We start from the raw sequence: 19,331 nt of genomic DNA on the forward strand, positions 1-19,331 counted from the left end.
CTTGATGCGCCAAAAAATTGTGGTCTTAAGTCTGTCTCAGGTTTCAGTGGTCGGCGGGTTGATTTTGGTGAGGTAGTCGGCGAGGGAGTTGAGGATCTCGTCGGCGGTCTTGGTCCAGTGCCGGCGGAGGACTTGGCGAAGTACGACCTGTCGCCTCGCTCGGCGAAGGGGCACCGTACGCAGATCCGCGAGGCGCTCGACTTCCGCCCGGCGGCCCGCGTACGCTTTCACGTCCACTTCACCCCCACCGGCTCCTCGTGGATGATTCACCATATCGGCCACGTGGTCGACCGCGGCCTGCGGGAACTCCTCGATGAACTGGGCGAACCTGCCCTCCAGCTCGAAGAACTTCAGCATCAGAACAAAACCGAGCCGGGTCGGGCCGGACTTGTTCGCGACCAGGTCCCAGTCACTGCCCGCCAGGGTCCAGCACGCCACCACATCCTCGGACGACCACTCCCGGCGCATGAACGCTCCCACCCCTGCGCCGACTCCTCGGACGGAGAACAAAGGGGCTGGGCGCGAAGCAAACCCACGGGTCCACCGGTCTGCTTCAGGTCGGTAGACCCGTGGGTTCGGTTGGAACACGAGGATGCTGTGCAAGGCGAAGAGCTTCGGCCGTGACATCGGCGTCGACCTGTGCCGGTGTTCTGTCGCCGTATTCGAGGACGTCGTAGTCGTCGTCCAGTTCGGCGAGTCGCTCGGCCAGAGGCAGCTCGTGCCCGAAGCGCTGATGGATCCTGAAGGCCAGCTCGCGTGGCGTCAGCTCGCCAGCCAGCATCCGGGCGGCAAGTGCTCGTGCGGCGGCTTCCTGTCCGGCAACGCTGCCCACTGAGTAGAAGGTGAGGCCCAATTCGTCGAGTGCCGGGGGAAGGAGGTCGGGGACGCCGTAATCCGCCTCCGCGCGTGTGCACGCGGCCAAGATCCGCAGGGCAGGACTGTCGAGGCCGGCAACGAGTGCATCACAGGCAGCAGTGACGACGTCGGTTGCGCGGATCTCGCCCATGCGCCAGAGATCGGCACGATCCTGAAGCCGGCGGGCTGCTGGTTCGGTCGACGGCATCTGTCCATGATCTCGTCAGTGGGTTGAGCGGGTCGAGTGGGTTTCATTGCGATGCCTGCTCTGCAGCTTCTCCCAGGAGCGCGCGTGCTGAGTCCGCGTAGCGGATGGCGGTCTTCTCGTCGACGCCGAAGACGAGGGCGAGGTGGAGCGGGTCGGCGCCGTGGGTGAGCGCCTCTTCGAGCTGACGGTCGACGCGGAGCCGTCCGAGGATGGCGGTGAGGTTGCGGGTGGCCCGGGTGGTCCAGAGCTTGCCGGCCGGGCCGAGTTCGACGGCGGTCTTCTGGGTGATCAGCAGGTGGGCGTTGGCCGTGTTCGGCCAGCGGTTGCGGCGGTGGTCGAGCCAGTCCAGGACCGCTCGGTGGGTGAGGTCGTCGAGCGGGCTGACGTGGCTGCCAACGGTGATGCGCCGGTTGCCCACGTCGACGTCGTCCAACTGCAGTGAGAGGGGTGAGCTTCTTGATCTATGGCACGCCCGTCACCGTTGAGGCGACGTAGCGAGGGCCTGTCACCACTGCGGCTGTCGACCTGGTCAACGCGCTGACGCGACGCAGCGTGCGGACGAAACGCAGGTCAGCACCTGGGGACACGGAAGGAGTCCGGCCGAGGGTGGCCGTCGCTCGCCGCTGGCGGCCCGGACTGTCGGGTGTGATATTGGTGGGCTCGCGTGTTCAACTGTCGCCAATTCTCGGTTCCGTCTTGAATGTTGGTGACGGTGTGTGGTCGTCATCGGCGGCTACTGGGTGCGGCCCTCGACGCCGTGAGCGGTGTTGCTCAGGATCGCCGAGGGGTGAGCGTACAACCCGGGGCACTTGTCGGATGTCTTCACGGTGTACGGCAAGCAACGTCCCGATGCTTCCGCCCACACTGTGAGGACCCCTTCCATGAAGTTCCGTCCGGTCGTGATCGCGGCCGCCGCCTCCGCCGCCCTGCTCGCCGGCTCGCCCGCGGCCCGGGCGGCGGAGGACCCTGGGTCTCTGCCCAAGTGCACCGACGTGTCGACCGCTTACGGCGACTACGAGCAGGACGAGGTGACGGTCTCGGTCGACGTGGCGGCCACCGTGCTGATGGCGGGAGGCGACTGGCAGCCGGCCCGGGGCTCCGTGACGAACGTCGGCAAGCGGGACCTGCCGGCGGTCGTGGCGAGTGCCTACCCCTGGCTTGAGACCGAGGACCCGGAGCTGGCCGACATGAGCGACTTCGTGAAGGTGGAGGCACGGACCGCGGACGGCGGGTGGCAGCCGCTGGACGGCTCCGGCAGGATCGACGCGCCTCCGTTGAAGCCCGGCGAGACGAGGACGTACGAGCTGCGCGTGCGCGTCGTCAAGGACGTGCCGAAGACGCTCGGAGGCTCCGAGTTCGCCTTCACGGGCGCCTTCGCGGACGTCTACCGCTTCCCGGACACCGGCAAGGAAGTCGCCTGCGCGGGCGTCGCCCACGGCAACGACACCTTCCGGATCCAGCGGACAGCCACCAGCCCGACCCCGGAGCCCACCACCGCGAAGCCGACGCCGAGCGCCACCGCGCCGACCTCGACGCCCTCACCGACGGACGTGGCAACGGCCGCCCCGACGTCGCCGCCCGCCACCACGTCCGCTCCGCCCGCCGCGCCGTCGGACACCGACGGTGAGATGGCCGAGACCGGCACCTCGAACGCCACCGTCCCACTCGCCGCGGCCGCCGGGGCTCTCGCCGTGCTCGGCGGCGGAGCGGTGCTGTTCGCCCGCCGCCGCAGGGGCTGACCAGCGCGGCCCGGTGGCCATGGGCGTCTGCGAGGATCGGAGCATGCCACTCGAGATCGTCACGGCCGATGTCGGCAACCTCCACCGGGTCCTGGACGACCACGCCCGCTACTGGGGAGCGCGACCTGCGTGCGCTGCACCAGCCGGTCATCGTGCGGGAGTTCGGCTCCGCGTGTCTGCTTGAGCTTGCTGCGGGCGTCCGGACGCTCGGGGCCGGCGACCTCACTCCAGAAGGCGTGGAAGGCATCGTGGGTCGGCGGGATCTGGCCGAGGCCGAGCCGCCGCAGCAACTGCGATGCGTTTCCCGACTGGTCGCGGCGTATGTCGAGCCAGGCCAGCCCGCTCCTGGGCTTGTCCATCGCCACCAGCAGGTCGAACAGCGGGACCAGCGCGGGACGGATGCGGCCGGTGCCGTCGTCCAGGAGCGCGGCGAGGCGGTCGGTGAGCGTGCAGCGTTCACACAGCCGCCCGCGCAGGAGCTTGCCCTCGAATTCGCAGCGTGAGCAGTCGAAGGTCTGGGAGAAGCCGGCGCAGGTGGTGCAGATCGGGGTCGGAGGGATACACGATCGATGTGCTCTCCTTCGAGCCCGGCGACACGCTCCTGCTCTACACCGACGGCGTCATCGAAGCCCGCGACGCCAGTGGCGTCGGGACCGTCGGCTGCGCAAGCGGGTGGCGGCTGAGATGGATGGTGCCGGCCGAGCCGAGTGCCCTGAGTGCGGGGCTACTTGGGTGGCCGGGGTGGACCGTCGTTCGGACGCGGTCTACTGCTCGCGGCGGTGCGTGACGAGGGCCTGGAGGGCTCGGAAGGAATCGTTCGGCGAATGGTCACAGTGACCGCAGCGCGAACGCACCAGAACCGCAACTTCGGTCGGATGCCTCCCTATTGCGGTCATTCGTTGCGATCTTACGATTTTCAGCTGACTCTCGGTTTCGGATGCGGGCGGAGTCTTGTCGCGGTCGAGGGGTCGTGCCCCGCTCGCGGTGGGTGGTGAGGGCCATGCCGGAAGACATCGAGAGCCGCAGCGGTCAGCAGACCTCCCGGGAGCACGAACGCGACTGATCATCCTGGCCCTGCTCGTCAGCAGGGCCACCCCTATTCCGCAGTCGTCCGGCCGTATTCATCGCCAGGCCCGAGGGCTGGCACCGTTGAGTGGAGTGCGGAGGATGGCGAGCGTGAGCACGCGTGTGGCTTGCTCTTGAAGGCGGCATGTCGGGGTGAGCATGATCGCCTCATGAATCGGCGTGCGGTGACCTTAGACGAGATCGTTTTCGAGGACTGGCCGGCCGTTCACTCGTGGGCGTGCCTCGCGGAGGCGTGCCGCTATCAGGTGTGGGGGCCGAACACAGAAGATCAGACGAGGGACTTCGTGAAAGAGGTGGCCAAAGCCTGGTCGGACAGCCCTCAGCGCCGGTTCTCCTATGCCGCACGCCTCGGGCGCAACGTGGTGGGCATGGGTGAGCTGCACGTTCGTAGTCAAGTGCAGCGCCAGGGCGAGATCACATATGTCGTGCATCCGCAGGTCTGGGGGCAGGGCATCGGGACAGAAATCGGCCGGCAGCTCCTCTCTCGTGGCTTCAGCGAGTTGGGGCTTCATCGGATCTATGCCACCTGTGATCCGCGGAATGCCGGCTCTTCCCGGGTCCTGGCGAAGCTCGGTATGACGCAAGAGGGACGCCTGCGCCACACCCAGGTGATCCGTGACGGCTGGCGAGACTCCTTGATCTTCAGCATCCTCGAAGAGGAATGGCGCTTCGGTGCGGGGAGCCCCGCACCAACTGCGTGAGCAGCTCGGACGAACGACGGCTGGCCCACCGACCGATAGTCGGCGGACCTCGGACATCGGGCCGGTCAGCCGGTGCTGGTGCGGAGTGGATGTTGCCGCGGCAATTGATCACGGAAGCCGGCGCATCGGGAGGCGTCAGGGCCGGTCGGCATGGCAGGGCGACGCTGGTGACGGCCTGCCGGCGGACCACGCTCCCGGCCCCTCCAGCGTTGAGGCCGTTCTGTGCGGGCGCACACAAATCAATCACGGCTGCGGATGATCAAGCGTTGTGCGGCGTGAGATCTGACGATCAGTCAGTTGGCCTGGCCTGAGCCGTCGTTGCTGGTGGGCAAGAAGTCGAGCCGGCTGCCGGCGCGGTCGCGTCGGCAGCTGATCGACGGCATACGGCGGCGGACCTTGGCGCCGGAATGCGCGGGCTTCCCCGGTGGCACTGCTTGGAGAACGGGTCAAGCATGGAAATAGGGGCTGGACCGCTGGAGTCATGCCCATAGAGGGGTTCTCATGCCGATACACACGCATTCTGTCCTGTTGGATCCGCTGACCAATCGGGGTACCGCTTTCACGGCGGAGGAGCGGGAGCGCCTCGGGCTGGCGGGCCGGTTGCCGGACGCTGTGCTCACCCTTGACCAGCAGGCGATTCGTGCCTACGAGCAGTTGCAGCAGGAGCCGACCGATCTGGCGAAGTTCATCAATCTTGAGCAGGTGCACGACCGCAATGAGGTGTTGTACTACCGGCTGTTGCAAGATCACCTTGCCGAGTTGCTGCCGGTCGTCTACGACCCGACCGTGGGTGAGGCGATCAAGCGGTACAGCCACGAGTACCGGGGCCCGCGCGGGGTGTTCTTGTCCATCGACCGGCCGGAGGATGTGCGCCGCTCGTTCGAGGCACTTCAGCTCCACCGGGATGAGGTCGATCTGGTGGTGGTCACCGACGCCGAGGAGATCCTGGGTATCGGCGACTGGGGTGTGCAGGGCATCCAGATCTCGGTGGGCAAACTCGCCGTTTACACCGCTGCGGCGGGGCTGCATCCCGCCCGCTGCTTGCCGGTGGTCATGGACATCGGCACCGACAACGAGAACCTGCTGAACGATCCCCTCTACCTCGGCGTGCGCCACAGCCGGGTGCGCGGGAAGCAGTACGACTCGTTCATCGAGAACTACCTGGAGACGGTCTCAGAGCTGTATCCGAACGCGCTGCTGCATTTCGAGGACTTCGGGCCGGGCAATGCCCGACGCATCCTGGAGACGTACGGGGACCGCTATCGGATGTTCAACGACGACATGCAGGGCACCGGGGCGATCACCCTGGCCGCTGCGGTGTCGGCCTTGAAGATCACCGGCGAGTCCTTCCGTGACCAGCGCGTCGTGGTCTTCGGCGCCGGCACGGCCGGGGTGGGCATTGCCGACCAGCTGCGTGACGCGATGGTCCGCGACGGACTGGAGCCCAAGGAGGCCACCCGCCGGGTGTGGCTGGTCGACAAGCAGGGGCTGCTGATCGAGGGCATGCCGGACCTACGTGACTACCAGGCCCCCTACGCACGGCCGGCCTCGGAGGTACAGGGCTGGGCGCAAGGGAACATCGACCTGCTGACCACCACCCGGCACGTCCATCCCACCATGCTGATCGGCACCTCGACCACGCCGGGCGCCTTCGACAAAGAGGTCGTCACCGCGATGGCCGAGCACGTCGAGCGGCCGATCATCTTCCCGCTGTCCAACCCCACGGAGAAGATCGAGGCCATGCCGGCCGACCTGCTGGCCTGGACCGACGGCAAGGTCCTGACGGCGACGGGCATCCCGGTCGACCCCGTCGAATACGGCGGAGTCCGCCACGTCATCGGGCAGGCCAACAACGCGCTGCTCTACCCCGGTCTGGGCCTGGGCACCGTCGTCGCCGGAGCTGCACGGCTCACCGCCGGGATGCTGCTCGCCGCCGCGGAGGCGGTGGCTGGGCAGGTCGACGCCAGGGCTCCCGGCGCGCCACTGCTGCCGCCGGTGGCGAACCTGCGCGCTTCCTCGGCGACGGTAGCCGTGGCGGTAGTACGTGCGGCAGTCCAGGACAAGGTCGCCACCCGCCAGCCGGCCGATCTGGTCCAGGCCGTGCAGGACACCATGTGGCAGCCGGTCTATGGACCACTGTCCGAGAAGGAGGCGTCGCCATGACCTCCAGGGACCAGCACGCCGCCGCCGGGCAGCCACCGAAGGTGCGGGACATCCCGATCGGCATCACTGCCACTGGTACCCGCCTCGAAACGGACTCGATGGGCGCCATTGAGGTGCCCGCCGACCGGTACTGGGGCGCCCAAACGCAGCGGTCCCTGATCCACTTCTCCATCGGTGACGACCGCATGCCGAAGGCCGTCTACCACGCGTACGGCTACGTCAAGAAGGCCGCCGCGCTCGTCAACGGGCGCGAGGGCCGCCTGCCCGCTTGGAAGGCCGATCTGATCGCCCACGTCGCCGACGAGGTGATCTCCGGCTCGCTGGACGACCACTTCCCCCTGTACGTGTGGCAGACCGGGTCCGGCACGCAGAGCAACATGAACATCAACGAGGTCATCAGCAACCGGGCGATCCAGCTGGCCGGCGGCACGCTGGGGTCCAAGACACCCATCCACCCCAACGACCACGTCAACATGGGACAGTCCTCCAACGACACCTTCCCCACCGCCATGCACATCGCCGCCGTCCGCCAGATCCACGAGCACATGCTCCCGAAGGTGAGGGACCTTCAACACGCCGTGGAAGCCAAGTCCCAGGCGTGGTGGGACATCGTCAAGATCGGGCGCACTCACTTGGAGGACGCCGTCCCGCTGTCCGTAGGCCAGGAGTGGTCCGGCTACGCCGCCCAGGTATCCGACGCCATCGACCGCATCGAGGCCACCCTGCCGGGCCTGTACGAACTGGCCGTAGGAGGGACCGCGGTCGGCACCGGTCTCAACGCCCCCGAAGGCTTCGGTGCCCAGGTGACACAGGAGATCGCACAGCTGGCCGACTACCCGTTCGCCACGGCCTCCAACTCCTTTGCCGCCCAAGGCAGCCTGGATGCCATGGTGGCGGCTTCGGCCGGACTGAGGGCTCTCGCCGTGCCGCTGATGAAAATCGCCAACGACATCCGCTGGCTCGCCTCCGGCCCCCGCTGCGGCATCAGTGAACTCGCCCTGCCTGCCAACGAGCCAGGCAGTTCCATCATGCCCGGCAAGGTCAACCCAACCCAGTGCGAAGCGATGATCATGGTCTGCATCCAAGTCCTGGCCGAGGACAGCGCCATCGCCTTCGCCGGCACCCAGGGCAACTTCGAACTCAACGCCATGCGGCCCGTCATCATCAACAACTTCCTGCACTCCGCCCGCATTCTCGGAGACGCCAGCGAGAAGCTGCGAACCTACTGCATCGAAGGCGTCGAACTGCATCGCCGGCAGATCGACGACTACCTCTCCCGCTCCTTGATGCTCGTCACCGCACTCTCACCGGAGATCGGCTACGACAAAGCCAGCCAGATCGCACACAAGGCGGAGAACGAGGGCACCACACTGCGCGAAGCCGCCCTCGCCACCGGCTACATCACAGCCCAGGACTTCGACCGGATCGTCGACCCCAAGAAAATGGTCCACCTCACGGCTGCTTCGTAGCGGACGGCAAGCTCGTCGTAGCGAGTCGCGACGGCCGGTACCTTTTCATCCGGTTGATGCCGCGCTCCAGAGCGTGCCGATCGCGGTAGTCGATCTTGTCCAACTTGAACGGTCGGCCCCCTCGGCTGCCGCGCCTCTTGGGGTTGCGGACCTGGTCGGCCTTCTCCGGGATGGCGCAGAGGATGCCGCGTCTGCGCAGGTAGGCGCGGTTCGCGCGGGAGCCGTAAGCTCTATCGGCCCGGACCTTGTCGTGCCCGGTACCGGCCCGGGCCGGTACCGGGCACCCGGATGGCCTTCAGGACCTGCTGGAACTGAGGGCTGTCGTGCCGGTGAGCCGCGGTGACGATCAGCAAGAGCGGTTTCTGCCCCTGGTCGACCGCCAGAAGCAGCTTGGTGGCCAGTCCTCCGCGCGAGCGTCCAAGGCCGTGGTCGTCGGGCTCGGTGTCGACGCCGCCGGGAGGCTCTTTCTGCAGCGCCCCTCTTACGCGGCCCGACGGCGTGCCCGGGCGATGGTGGAGTCCACGCCGACGTCCCACGTGATGAGGCTCTTCGCGTCGGCCTCGGCCTGCAACTGCTCGAAGATCCGCTTCCAGGTGCCGTCGCGCTGCCAGCGCCGGAACAGGTCATAGGTCCGGTCCCACGGCTCGTACCGTTCCGGAACGCCCCGCCACTGGGCCCCATTCGACGCCCTGACCTGCGGTTATCATCCGACCTGCACAAACGCCCACCGTTTCGGCCCGCATCGACCCGTTCCGGCCCGCATCAAGCCGTTTCAGCCCGCCGTCCTGTTCCCATGGGAACGCCACACCGGAACCGTGAACGCTTAGATGCCTGACCTGCCGGTATCCCGCTCCGGCTTCCACGAGTCCGCACCGACCGCCAAGTTGCCCGAAAGCTGTCGCCCACCCGCCTCGCCCGTTGCCCGCCAGGTACAGCAGCAGCCCCAGCCATCCGACATGACGGCAGACAGGGCCGCGCCACGCCGCCAGGAGGTCACGAGCGAGGCTTCGCGCTCGGCCACTCGCCCACGGCGCGCGAGTTCGTCCCAGCACAGACACCGGCGGGGTGCCGCTCGCCTGGAAGGGTGGGCCCATGCTGATGGCGCCGTAGACCTGCCGGGAGTGCGGCGGGGTCAGGGTCGCGATGGGTGGAATCCTGCTCCGTAGACGAGGAAGTGCCCGGAGCCGGACTTGAACCCTTGAAGGCACTCCCTCTGACCTGCGACGTTTCTCTGACCAGCGGATTCCTCCCCGTCTCGGCCCGCTTCGCCCCGCCTCCACCCGGACCTCTGCGCCCATGGGCGCGTGCTTGGGCGCGCAACCCAATCCAGCCGGGCAACGCCTCCGGACAACCGATGGGCCCGGCAATGGGTCTGCCGAGCCCACCTGCGGCTCCGAACCCGACTTTGCGGAGTAAGGACAGGAACCGCCCCACCCCTCCCGCGAATGGCACGACGGGGAGCACCGACACAAAACGACCTTGGACGATTTCGGCATGTCCATTGTGCCTCGACCGCTCCGGCCCGCTCTAGCCGGAATGGTTCAATCTACGACGATCGTCTGTACATATAGACGGGGTTGTACATCACCGTGATGAACTAGTGCACGCGAACTAGATGATCCGTCCGGCCGGACGAACAAGTCATCACAATTCCGTACCTTTCAGGCGCAGTTGAGCAAGGGCTGCCGCCTCAGCACATGCCGTAGATCTCGGGCTGAGCCCCCACCCGCTCGCGGACCTCGTCCAGCCGGTCGGCTGGCGTCACACATCCCTCTGGTTGACGAACCCCAGCGACGTCAGCCCCTCGGCCGCGCACAGGCGGTCAGAGGCGCCTCCTACCTCGGTCTGGAGCAGCTGATACGCGGCGCTGTGCTGGTGCCCCCAGCGCATCGCCGCACGCCACAGGGCCCGTCCATAGCCGCAGCCGCGGTACTGCGGCAGCACGCCGAAGTACTGGGGCAGCATGCGAGCGGCTCCGCTGGCGTCGGCCATGGTCTCCATCGGGCCTATGGCGCCGGCCACGCGACCGTCGTGCAGGACCGTGAGGACGGGGCCGACGGTCCCGGCGCGCATCTGCTCGTGCAGGAACGCGAACTCGTCAGCCGCCATCTGCTCGGCGAAGGCACCGAAACCGGCCTCCTCGGAAATCTACTTGTCCTCGCGGACCGGCACGTCCGGAGCCTGTCCAGGTCCGTCATTGAAGTCCTTGAGCTGAACGCGGGTTCCCACACCCTGGGCGTACGCCTCGGGCTGGTCGGGGCCGAGGAACCAGACCACCCGAGCCTTGGCGGCACCGTGGACGGAAGCAAGCTTCCGAGCCAGGTCGGCGCCAGCGGACAGGCTGTCCGGGCCAAGCCCGTACACGTGGGCCTTCACGATGCCGGCACCGCGCTCGACCAGCGTGGGCACGAGGGTCTGGCGGCGGTCATGCTCGATGGCGTCGGCCAGGACGCGTTCGACTTTGGTGTCGGACCAGCGGCGGTCTTTGTCGTACGGAAGGAAACGGCCGGTTCCGGCGACCTCCACGACTGCCTCGAACAGGCCGGGGAGCGGGTCCTCTCGACGGACAGGGCCGAGAGTCGGCACGTACGGCACGGGCATCACGGGCTCGATCCAACCCCAGTGAAAGCGCATGCTCGCACGCTACCCATGCCGCGCACCTGCCGCAGGCCCCAGCGCCAACACGCCGGGGCCTGCGCATTCAGGACCGGGTCAGACGCAGATCGGATCCGGTCAGTGGGGGTTGTCGTCGCCCGCGTTGCACGAGCGCTTCACGCTGTCCATGACCTCGTCCATGTCGGTGATGACGGTGATCTCGGTGGCCGGCGGGGCGGCGGCGAGGACGGGCCGCGTGAAGTACGGCAGGCCTCCGCTCTGAGTGGGCCCGTCGTCGGGCAGCGGGCGCCTCGGGGAGATCTCGACTGCTACAGCGGTCATTTCAGCCTGCTTTCTTCTTTCCGTGCCGGCAGTAACTTGCGAGTGGTGCCTTCGCCTCCTGGTAGTGCTTGGCCAGGGGCCTGCACACGGTGCAGGAACCGGAGAGCTGGCAACCTGAGCAGCCTCCGGTGCGAAGCATGAGGCGGTCCGCGATCGCACCCAGCCGGGCGAGGCCCTGGATCCCCTGGCGGGGGAGGCTGATCTGGTCGTCGCGGCCGATCTTGCAGATGGACACCTGCCCGTGCGGGTCGGTGTGGAAGAAGGTGTGGCCGGCGTTGCAGCCGGTGAACGGCTTCCGCATCCGCAAGTGGTCCTTGGACTGCGCGGTGAGGACCTCACCGCCCCCCGTAGATGGTGGGGGTCATGTTGGTGAAGACGTTGTACTCCACGCCCCACCGCTCGCAGAGGTCGACCATCGCCTGTTCTTCCGGCGCGTTGTCCTCGGTGACGATGATGCTCATGCGCAGCGGCAGCCGAGCCCGGCGGGCGGCGTTCATTCCTTGGACGAACAGGTCCCAGGCGCCGTCCCGCTGCGTCAGCTCGTCGTAACTGGCCTTGGTCGCGCCGTACATGGAGACCGTGACGCGGTAGGGCGGACACTCATCGAAGAGGCGGAGCAGGTTCTCGCGCCACAGGAGCGATCCGTTGGTGGAGAGCGTGAGCATCATGCCCAGCTCGAACGCCCTGCGGTAGGACCGCATGAAGTCCTTGTCGATGGTCGGCTCACCGCCGGTGATTTGGAGAAACAGCACCCCGGCCTCGGCCATGACCTCCAGGCACTGGAGTTTCTCTTCCAGCGGCATGCCCGAGTTGACCTTGAGTCCGAGGTAGCAGTGCTTGCAGGCGTAGTTGCAGCCGAGGTTGACCTCCCAGCTCGCCTTTGAGTAGCCCCAGACGGACGGCTGCCGGACGAGCAGGTACTCACCAGTCGGGCGGCCCGCCACGTCCAGGTCGTCCCACTGGTCCCGGACGGTTTCCGCGAGCCAGGCCGGGGCCGGCTCGGCGGGATCGAGGGAGCGCAGCTCCTCGTAGCGGGGCGCGGGCAGGGGGGCTCCGCCGCGGCTTCCCGGCCGTACGAGCATGTGCTGTTCCAGGAACGGGCTCGTGATCAGTGAGTGCATGAGGTCTCCCGTCGGGGGTTGTCCGCTCCGTTCGGCCGGGGCGGAAAGTGAGGGGCCCGGCCCCGATCGCCGGTCTCGGTGACGGCCGGGGCCCGTTGTCCCGGACTGCCGTCACTCCCCCACGGAGGACCAGCCGGGACGTGGGTCCCACCCCTGGCCGGGTACCAGACAGGGCAGGCTGCAGGTCCGGGCTGGGGACCGGTGCCACGACCGGCCAAGGGCGGGAGTCAAAAACAGGAAGGTCAGAACAGGGACGTGACGCCCAGGGAAGCTACGAGCACCAGGACGGCGGCGTACGCCGCAGCGGCCCAGACCGCCCCGGGATGCCGCTGCCGGATAATCCGCCACGCCTCGCGCCCCGTACGTCCGTCGGCGCGGACCCGGATGCCGGAGGCGCCGATGCTGATCGCTACAACCTGTACGGGGGTGCGGTTGCCGCTGGAGGGCTGAGATTTCATGAGGGTCCTCGTCGTGGGGAGTGGCGGGCGGGGTGGCTGCTACCTCGTGGCGATGCCGTAGATGAGTGCGGCAAGGAGCGCGGCGACGGAAAGCGTGCAGAGGACCTGGCCGGCCGGGCAAGCTGGGGCGGGCATCTGCGCCCCCCTACGCCATCGGCGTCCGTAGCCGCCCCTCACCGCTGGTCCCGCAGCTCGGCCCACACGCGCTTCCCCCACGGGAGCCGGTCCGTGCCCCAGCACCTGGTGAGGGCATCCACGATTCCCATGCCGCGCCCGTGCACGTCATCTGTGTCCGGTGACCGGAGCACAGGCAGGACGCGGCTTCTGCCGATGACGGCCAGGCGCACGGTGCGCTCGTCGACGCGGGTGACGGTTATGCGGATCGCGGCCATTCGGGCGTGGAGGATGGCGTTGGTGGCGAGCTCGGAGATCACGGTTTCCGCGTCCTGCGCGAGCTCGGGCAGATCCCAGTGGTCGAGGATGTCGCGGACGACGTGACGCGCGACGGGAACGGACTCCAGCTCGCGTGGCAGCATCTCACTCATTACCGGTGCGCCGGCGAGGCGGGCTCTGCTCATCAGGCGCCCTCACGGTCGAGTTGGGCGCGGTGGACGGTCTGCCCCATCCGGGACAGCCGACTGACGAGACCTGTAGAGCAGAGGACGGCTGGGCTGTCCATGGACACCGACCAGTACGACAGGCCCGGCTGGCGCGTTTTCCGATGGATAGGTGGCACCCCTAGGAAGGTCCCGGGTGTGAGGCACTCGCTGGCCGGGTCCGTCCACCCGTCGACGGCAGTAGGAGGCACCAGCGCCCAGTACCGCATGAGGCCGCCCGACGCGATGACCGGGCCTCCCTCCAGGGCTTGGGCCAGGAAGGCGTCCACCTCGGCGGGTTCCGTGCTCCCGGCCACACTGTGGATGGGGTAGCCGGGGAGGCTGACGGCGGTGAACAGGATGCCGCATCGCAGCAGTGGCGTTTCCTCATCCCGCCAGGCCTGACGCGCCTCCCGCGGCTCCCGCGGCTCCCGCGAGGCACAGCACAACCAGTGCTCCACCGCCAGGTCACGGTCTTGCCCGGGGTGGACCATCACCCCGGGGGCCGCCTCCATCGGGGCGCGGGCTTCAGCATCGGAGCACATGCGGAGAGCCTCCCTACTAGGCTCGTCCGGTGATGACTACGACGGTAGAAACCCTCGCTCAGCTGCTGAAGTGACCGGGAGCACAGGTAGGTTGCCGTCAGTCACCGGGATTGGGGCAGTCATGCGGCCGAGTTCGCCACCCACCCTGACCGGCAGTCAGGGTTCATCCAGTCGCCCCCGCGCGGGCGTCATCTCGGGCTACGTATTTCGCGTGATACGAGAGCAGCAAGGGCGCACTCAGGAGGAGGCAGCCGAACTCCTAAAAGTCAGCGCGGACACGATCGCCGGCTGGGAAACCGGACGCCACCCCCTCACCGCTGTGCCTTCCGGGCAGATGCTCATGCACCGCCACCGGCTCATGCAGATGGGCACCGCGCCCGCTCTCCTCCAAGCCCTTGAGCGCGCCCTCGAAGCGGACGTGCTCCTCGCGAGCGCGTTAGACGACGAGGCCGCAGTCGAGGGAGCCCACTCGGGGCCTGGGTGATACAACGCGATCTGGTCGAGGTGCTGGCCTGGCCCCTCAACGGCGTAGCGCCTCAGCCCGTACGTGAGCTCCCCTCGCCTCCCCGGCCACGCCGAGGCCCCGCGCCCGCCGGGCCCGAGCTGCCGTGGGGCGACCGGGCTACGTTCTTCCGGCAGATGCGCCGTACGGCCGAGCAGGCCCGTGGCCAGCAGCAGTTCCTGCTCCGCCGCCAGGCCCTCTACCTCTCCGGATACGACCACCAGGCCGACACCTCGGAATGGCTCGCCTACCAGCAGAGCATCGAGCGGCCCCAAGACTGACTCACCCGCTGGCTCAACAGCCGCTCCGTCGCGGCAGTCGCCGCCCGGCAAGGCGACCGCGACCGCATGAACTACTTCATCGACAACGACCTCACAGGTGACGAGGCGGGCGAGGCCGCGAACCTCAACTACTGGGCGTACTGGCTCGGGGAGACCCCGCACCTGGAGTTGTCCGACGACTTCATCGCGCGCCGTTCACCCGGCCCATGGCCTGGCGAACGGCTCCTCACGCACCTCTCTGCTGGCCTCGCCTCGCATCACGGGTACGTGGACCTGAACGTCCACGGCGTGTGGTCTCTTCTCCAGATCCGCCCCAACCTGCCGCGATCCGGTGCAGCAGGCCGCGCTCTACGCGACCGCCTCACTGTGATGTTGGATAGCCGGGAGCTGTCGGCGCGCGCTCGCCGGGAGCTGGAGAGCATCCAGTACGCAATCCGCCTCGCTGAGGCGTGAGAGGAGTCCGAGGTGGCAGAGGAGCTGTCAGCGGTGGCGAACTTCCTGTACGAGGCGGGGACGCTCAAGCACACTGCTCGCACCGGGTGGTGGATGGCGGGTGTACGCCAGCCCGAGACAGTGGCAGAGCACTCCTGGCGCACTGCGCTGATCGCGACGATCATTGCCAAGCTCGAAGGCGCGGACCCGGCGCGGGCGGCGTTCCTCGCCGTGTGGCACGACACTGGAGAGACGCGCACCGGTGACGTGAACCACCTCGGCAAGAAGTACACGGCCGGGGAGGCCGACCCTCGCGACATCACGGCCGACCAGGTCGCCGGCATGCCGGGCATCCTGGCCGAGGCTCTCACCGAGCTGGTCGCCGAGTACGAGGCCAAGGACTCCCCGGAGGCGATCTGCGCCCGCGACGCAGACAAATTGGAGTGCATGATCCAGGGCATCGAGTACAAGGCCCAGGGCTACGAGAACGCACAGCGCTGGATCGACAACAGCCGCGGCCGCATCGTCACCAAGGCGGGGAACGCCCTGGCGGATGCGGTCCTGGAGACCGGCTCGCTGGACTGGCTGCGCTCGGCGCTCGGCGAGAAGCAGGGCTGACGCGCGGTCCGGCCTTGCCGACCTCGGGCAAGGCCGGGCTACCCGCGGGTGCTGGTGAACCGCACCCCGCTGCCCCACTTCTCCCGCTGCGCGGCAAAACACCAGGTGCACAGCGGGAGCCCGGCAGGGCCGTACCGCCAGGCCTGCCGCTGGCATCCCGCACACAGGCCGACGTGACTACCAGGGCAGATCATGGTGCTGGGGTCGGGCTCCGTGATCGGTGGCACTGGGGTCGTCATGTCTGCGTCCTCATCTGGGCGACGAGCGCTCATCGCCTCGAACAAAGAATAGAACACGCGTCTCGATTGTCAGACCCTCCCCGTACGGTGAGGGTATGTCCCACTCCCCCGGGCCTGACGGCCAGGTGCCGCACGCCCTCAACGAGGTCAACGACCGCATCCGCAGCCTGATGGACGAACCGGCCTCCACCGAGCGCGCCGAGAGGTACCGGCGCCTGCTCTCGCTGTGGACGGCCCTCTCGCGCGACGACGTGACCAAAGCGGCCTGACGTCGGTCGAAAGCGGGGATGGGCCAATCGCCCGTCCCCGCAACGGTCCACCGGCTCGACGCCTACGTCAGCACGAGAGGCCGCCACGCCTCCCGCGCGCAACCGCTCCGGGGTCAACGATGCCCCCTGGGCGGTCGGCGGGACGGAGCCGCGCTGGAGGCGGCCCGTGCGTCCCCCGAACGGCCGGGGCCGATGACCGATGTGGTCCACAGCCTTCCGCCCCCGGCCCCGCGCATGCTCCATCCCCCGCGAGCCCGTCGCTGACAGGCCCGTTGAAGCAGGAGCTGAATGGGCCTACCAGCAATCCACGGACAGCGGCACGAGCTATGGCCACATCGTGAGCGAAACAGGACCCAACGCGCACGTACCGTCGATGGTTGCGTAGATCGTCCGGCTGGTGCACAGCACTGCCTCAGCCCCACCTGATCGGCAACATATTTCCCAGTGGCCACGGACCGGGCCCTTTGAACCGCGTCTGTCAGGGATTGGACCAGCCGGGCCCGGGGACCAGGTCGGCTCTCAACTGCAAGACGAAAGGGACCGGATCCGCGCATGCCTGCGGGTCAGCCCGGACGTTTGGCTTCCTCTCCGGCGTCTTGTTGGCGCCAGCTGAGGTCGGCGGCGTAGTTCGACCGCGCGCTGCCGGCGGCTTCGGCCCATTGAGTGGCGGCTGCGATACCGACGCCGAGGACGTGGCTGAGGACGGCGGGTGGCATCTGGCCGGCGAGATGACCAGTTGCTCGTGGCGGTGCAGGCTCTCTACCTGGACATCGCTCGTTGGGCGGCCGAGGAACCCGCCCGGTGGGGACCTTGGGCAGCGCCCCGTCCGATCAAGGAGGCTGAAGTCTCCAACCGCAAGCGTGTCAAGCGGCGGAAGGCCCGCATGTACCGGCGAACGCGCGAGCGGCTGCCCGTCTTGGAGACCTTCGTCCGGGCTGCGGCCGATCACCACGGCCAGCAATCGGCACGTTTTCAGGCCCTGCTCGCCGTCCCTCCTGGTGCCACCTTCACCGTCAGCGACGCTGTTTTCGTCCGTACCAAGAACGCGACGACCGCCGCCGCGCGGGACGAGCAGGGCACTCTTCGCCATTTCGGCCAGGCCGAGCATCGCGCGTTCTGGGCCTGGGCCGCGGTGGAGTTCCTCCGCCACACTGGCGCCCGCATCGAGGAGATGCTGGAGATCAGCCATCACGCAATGAACCGGCTGCCTACCACCGGCGAGATCGTCCCACTGTTGCAGATCGCTCCGTCCAAGACCGATCAGGAGCGAGTCGTGCTCGTCAGCCCAGAACTGGCCGACGTCCAGGCCACCATCGTCCGACGCGTCCGCGACCCGCGGACCGGAGCCATCCCGCTCCTGTCCGCCTACGACTATGAGGAACGCGTCTGGAACCCGCCGTCCCCGCTGCTGTTCCGGTGGGACCGAGGGGGCGAGAGATCCCGCATGTCGGGCGAGTTCATCCGCAGCGCGCTGGGAGAGATCCTCGCCTTCATCGGCCTCACCGACTTCACCGGCCAGCCTCTGGTCTTCGCCCCGCACGACTTCCGCCGTCTATTCATCACCGACGCCATCCGCTCCGGCCTCCCGCCTCACATCGCGCAGGTCATCGCCGGCCACGCCAACATCAACACCACGATGGGTTACAACGCGATCTACCCGGACGAGACCATTGAGGCCCATCGCGCATTCATCGCCCGCCGCCGATCGCCGCGACCTGCCGAGGAGTACCGCACCCCCACCGATGCCGAGTGGGAGGACTTCCTCGGCCACTTCGAACGCCGCAAGCTCTCAGTCGGCACCTGCGCCCGCGCTTACGGCACCGCCTGCGTTCACGAGCACGCCTGCGTCCGCTGCTCATTCCTCCGCCCCGATCCCGCCCAGCGCGGTCGACTTGTGGAACTTCGAGACAACCTCGTTGACCGCATCACCGAAGCGGAAGGAGAGGGCTGGCTCGGCGAGATCGAAGGGTTCCGCGTCAGTCTGGCCGGCGCTCAGTCCAAGATCATCCAGATCGACACCTCATCCCCCAGCGGACCGGTGAACCTCGGCTTGCCTCAGCGGAAGCATCCATGACCACCGAAAAAAAAGACTGACACTCCTCTCGTCTTCCTGCACGACCATCTCGTGCTCAGCGGGCAGGGCGACATCCGTACGGCATTCGAGCACATCATTCGGCGGCTGGCGGGCCCTCAGACCCGCGGCGCCGGATGTTCCTCGACGATCAGTCCCGCAGGTGCCAAAACCGATTCGATCCGGCCGTCGGTGCCGATGGTGACGTCGAGCCGTTCTCCCGCGACGGTGAGCCCCGCGATGGTCAGCGCGCCGACGGGGAGTGAGCCTGTCGGCCGGAGGTGGAGGCGGCCGGCGGGTACGTCTGGTTCCAGTCCGGTCAGTGCGGTCATGAGGGCGATGGCTGATGCCGCCGACCAGGCTTGTGGCCGGCAGGCGGCCGGGTAGGGGACCGGTGCGGGGGTGTCCGCGCGTGCGTCGCCGCCCCACAGTTCCGGCAGTCGGTAGTCGAAGGCCGGTGCTGCGGCGAGGATGCCCTTGATGAGCCGGGCGGCGGCTTCGGGGTGTCCGGTGCGGGCGAGGCCGGTGACGGCGATGGCGGTGTCGTGCGGCCAGACGGTGCCGCAGTGGTAGCGCAGCGGGCCGAAGCCGCCGGACTGGGACGACATCGTGCGCAGCCCGTAGGCGTCGGACATGTCGGGGGCGGCGAGCCGTGCGGCGACGGTGGCGGTCTCGTCGGCGTTGAGTATGCCGGTGGCCAGGAGGTGGCCCATGTTGCTCGCGACGGAGTCGACGGGGCGGCCCGAGCCGTCGAGTGCCATGGCGGGGTAGGGGCCTTGCTGGTCGGATACCCAGAACCGGGCGCGGAACCGGTCGGCGAGGCCGGCCGCGAAGGTCCGCCAGCGTTCGCCGTCCGGCAGGTCGAAGGCGTCGAGGAGTGCCGCCCCGGCGAGGGCCGCCTCGCAGGCGTAGCCCTGTACTTCGGCGAGAGCCAGGGGCGCTTCGGCGAGTCGGCCGTCGGCGAACCGGGCGGCGTCCCCGGGGTCCTTCCAGCCCTGGTTGGCCCGGCCGGTGCCGCTGTGGTCGATGTAGGACAGGGAC

The 19,331-nt window shown here is 68.2% G+C and carries 21 protein-coding genes and 3 pseudogenes; 10 read left to right on the forward strand and 14 right to left on the reverse strand.

Annotated elements, in window-relative coordinates; all coding sequences use genetic code 11:
• Positions 1-36 precede the first annotated feature (36 nt).
• The 3 genes from KVT44_RS59275 to KVT44_RS50200 all read right to left on the reverse strand — a co-directional run bounded on the left by KVT44_RS59275 (position 37) and on the right by KVT44_RS50200 (position 1,496).
• Positions 37-480, reverse strand: coding sequence for a DUF4158 domain-containing protein (locus KVT44_RS59275; protein ID WP_308314359.1), 444 nt, complete (start codon positions 478-480; stop codon positions 37-39).
• A gap of 73 nt (positions 481-553) precedes the next feature.
• Complete coding sequence (locus KVT44_RS50195) at positions 554-1,063, reverse strand: hypothetical protein (RefSeq protein WP_217575256.1); 510 nt, start codon at positions 1,061-1,063, stop codon at positions 554-556.
• 43 nt (positions 1,064-1,106) lie between these two features.
• On the reverse strand, positions 1,107-1,496 hold the full coding sequence (locus KVT44_RS50200; protein ID WP_217575258.1) for a hypothetical protein: 390 nt from the start codon (positions 1,494-1,496) through the stop codon (positions 1,107-1,109).
• A gap of 448 nt (positions 1,497-1,944) precedes the next feature.
• On the opposite strand from KVT44_RS50200, the gene KVT44_RS50205 reads away from it, so the two are divergent.
• The 6 genes and pseudogenes from KVT44_RS50205 (at position 1,945) to fumC (ending at position 8,221) form a co-directional block, all read left to right on the forward strand.
• Complete coding sequence (locus KVT44_RS50205) at positions 1,945-2,802, forward strand: LAETG motif-containing sortase-dependent surface protein (protein WP_217575260.1); 858 nt, start codon at positions 1,945-1,947, stop codon at positions 2,800-2,802.
• 68 nt (positions 2,803-2,870) lie between these two features.
• Entirely contained in the window at positions 2,871-3,305 is a 435-nt protein-coding gene (locus KVT44_RS50210; RefSeq protein WP_217575262.1) for a hypothetical protein, read from the forward strand.
• A gap of 53 nt (positions 3,306-3,358) precedes the next feature.
• A pseudogene (locus tag KVT44_RS59280) lies at positions 3,359-3,448 on the forward strand (SpoIIE family protein phosphatase); the annotation flags it as partial.
• Between the two features lie 589 nt (positions 3,449-4,037).
• Entirely contained in the window at positions 4,038-4,589 is a 552-nt protein-coding gene (locus KVT44_RS50220) for a GNAT family N-acetyltransferase (RefSeq protein WP_217575264.1), read from the forward strand.
• A gap of 465 nt (positions 4,590-5,054) precedes the next feature.
• Positions 5,055-6,752: an NAD-dependent malic enzyme gene (locus KVT44_RS50225; RefSeq protein ID WP_302832225.1), complete on the forward strand. Its 1,698-nt coding sequence runs from the start codon at positions 5,055-5,057 to the stop codon at positions 6,750-6,752.
• Positions 6,749-8,221, forward strand: a complete 1,473-nt coding sequence (gene fumC, locus KVT44_RS50230) for a class II fumarate hydratase (protein ID WP_217575268.1) — start codon at positions 6,749-6,751, stop codon at positions 8,219-8,221. The genes KVT44_RS50225 and fumC overlap by 4 nt, the downstream gene beginning before the upstream one ends.
• Before the next feature lie 481 nt (positions 8,222-8,702).
• Here fumC and KVT44_RS59285 read toward each other — a convergent pair.
• From KVT44_RS59285 to KVT44_RS50270, 9 genes and pseudogenes are all read right to left on the reverse strand, one after another.
• Positions 8,703-8,858: pseudogene (locus tag KVT44_RS59285) on the reverse strand (IS5/IS1182 family transposase); the annotation flags it as partial.
• 1,124 nt (positions 8,859-9,982) lie between these two features.
• Positions 9,983-10,330 (reverse strand): GNAT family N-acetyltransferase, encoded by a 348-nt coding sequence (locus tag KVT44_RS60855; protein WP_308314360.1) that lies wholly within the window; start codon positions 10,328-10,330, stop codon positions 9,983-9,985.
• A 39-nt stretch (positions 10,331-10,369) separates the two neighbouring features.
• Positions 10,370-10,855, reverse strand: coding sequence for a hypothetical protein (locus KVT44_RS60860; RefSeq protein ID WP_308314361.1), 486 nt, complete (start codon positions 10,853-10,855; stop codon positions 10,370-10,372).
• A gap of 99 nt (positions 10,856-10,954) precedes the next feature.
• The gene (locus KVT44_RS50250; RefSeq protein ID WP_217575291.1) at positions 10,955-11,158 is read right to left on the reverse strand and encodes a hypothetical protein; all 204 of its coding nucleotides are present in this window, start codon (positions 11,156-11,158) and stop codon (positions 10,955-10,957) included.
• A gap of 1 nt (position 11,159) precedes the next feature.
• A complete protein-coding gene (locus KVT44_RS59290; RefSeq protein WP_254650978.1) occupies positions 11,160-11,459 on the reverse strand; it encodes a hypothetical protein in 300 nt (99 codons plus the stop codon).
• A gap of 34 nt (positions 11,460-11,493) precedes the next feature.
• Positions 11,494-12,279 carry a radical SAM protein gene (locus KVT44_RS50255; RefSeq protein WP_254650979.1) on the reverse strand — a complete coding sequence of 262 codons (786 nt, stop codon included), beginning with the start codon at positions 12,277-12,279 and terminating at the stop codon, positions 11,494-11,496.
• A gap of 242 nt (positions 12,280-12,521) precedes the next feature.
• Positions 12,522-12,737 (reverse strand): hypothetical protein, encoded by a 216-nt coding sequence (locus KVT44_RS50260; protein WP_217575270.1) that lies wholly within the window; start codon positions 12,735-12,737, stop codon positions 12,522-12,524.
• Positions 12,738-12,910: 173 nt separating this feature from the next.
• The gene (locus tag KVT44_RS50265; RefSeq protein WP_217575272.1) at positions 12,911-13,315 is read right to left on the reverse strand and encodes an ATP-binding protein; all 405 of its coding nucleotides are present in this window, start codon (positions 13,313-13,315) and stop codon (positions 12,911-12,913) included.
• Positions 13,315-13,878, reverse strand: coding sequence for a hypothetical protein (locus tag KVT44_RS50270; RefSeq protein ID WP_217575274.1), 564 nt, complete (start codon positions 13,876-13,878; stop codon positions 13,315-13,317). Before KVT44_RS50270 ends, KVT44_RS50265 begins: the two co-directional genes overlap by 1 nt.
• 109 nt (positions 13,879-13,987) lie before the next feature.
• Here KVT44_RS50270 and KVT44_RS50275 point away from each other — a divergent pair.
• Both KVT44_RS50275 and KVT44_RS50280 read left to right on the forward strand, forming a co-directional pair.
• Positions 13,988-15,114: pseudogene (locus KVT44_RS50275) on the forward strand (helix-turn-helix domain-containing protein).
• A gap of 12 nt (positions 15,115-15,126) precedes the next feature.
• Positions 15,127-15,711: an HD domain-containing protein gene (locus KVT44_RS50280; RefSeq protein WP_217575276.1), complete on the forward strand. Its 585-nt coding sequence runs from the start codon at positions 15,127-15,129 to the stop codon at positions 15,709-15,711.
• Between the two features lie 38 nt (positions 15,712-15,749).
• Here KVT44_RS50280 and KVT44_RS50285 read toward each other — a convergent pair whose 3' ends face one another.
• Positions 15,750-15,950 (reverse strand): hypothetical protein, encoded by a 201-nt coding sequence (locus KVT44_RS50285; protein ID WP_217575278.1) that lies wholly within the window; start codon positions 15,948-15,950, stop codon positions 15,750-15,752.
• A 95-nt stretch (positions 15,951-16,045) separates the two neighbouring features.
• Here KVT44_RS50285 and KVT44_RS50290 point away from each other — a divergent pair, with 95 nt between their 5' ends.
• Together KVT44_RS50290 and KVT44_RS50295 are read left to right on the forward strand one after the other, a co-directional pair.
• Complete coding sequence (locus KVT44_RS50290) at positions 16,046-16,219, forward strand: hypothetical protein (protein ID WP_212726464.1); 174 nt, start codon at positions 16,046-16,048, stop codon at positions 16,217-16,219.
• A 709-nt stretch (positions 16,220-16,928) separates the two neighbouring features.
• On the forward strand, positions 16,929-18,293 hold the full coding sequence (locus KVT44_RS50295; RefSeq protein ID WP_308314362.1) for a site-specific integrase: 1,365 nt from the start codon (positions 16,929-16,931) through the stop codon (positions 18,291-18,293).
• A gap of 116 nt (positions 18,294-18,409) precedes the next feature.
• On the opposite strand, the gene KVT44_RS50300 is transcribed toward KVT44_RS50295, so the two are convergent.
• Positions 18,410-19,331 (reverse strand): amylo-alpha-1,6-glucosidase (locus KVT44_RS50300; RefSeq protein ID WP_368857611.1); only part of this gene is annotated, 922 nt, incomplete at its 5' end.

Source organism: Streptomyces sp. GbtcB7 (assembly GCF_019091445.1).
In the GTDB taxonomy this organism is placed as follows: Bacteria; Actinomycetota; Actinomycetes; order Streptomycetales; family Streptomycetaceae; genus Streptomyces; species Streptomyces mirabilis.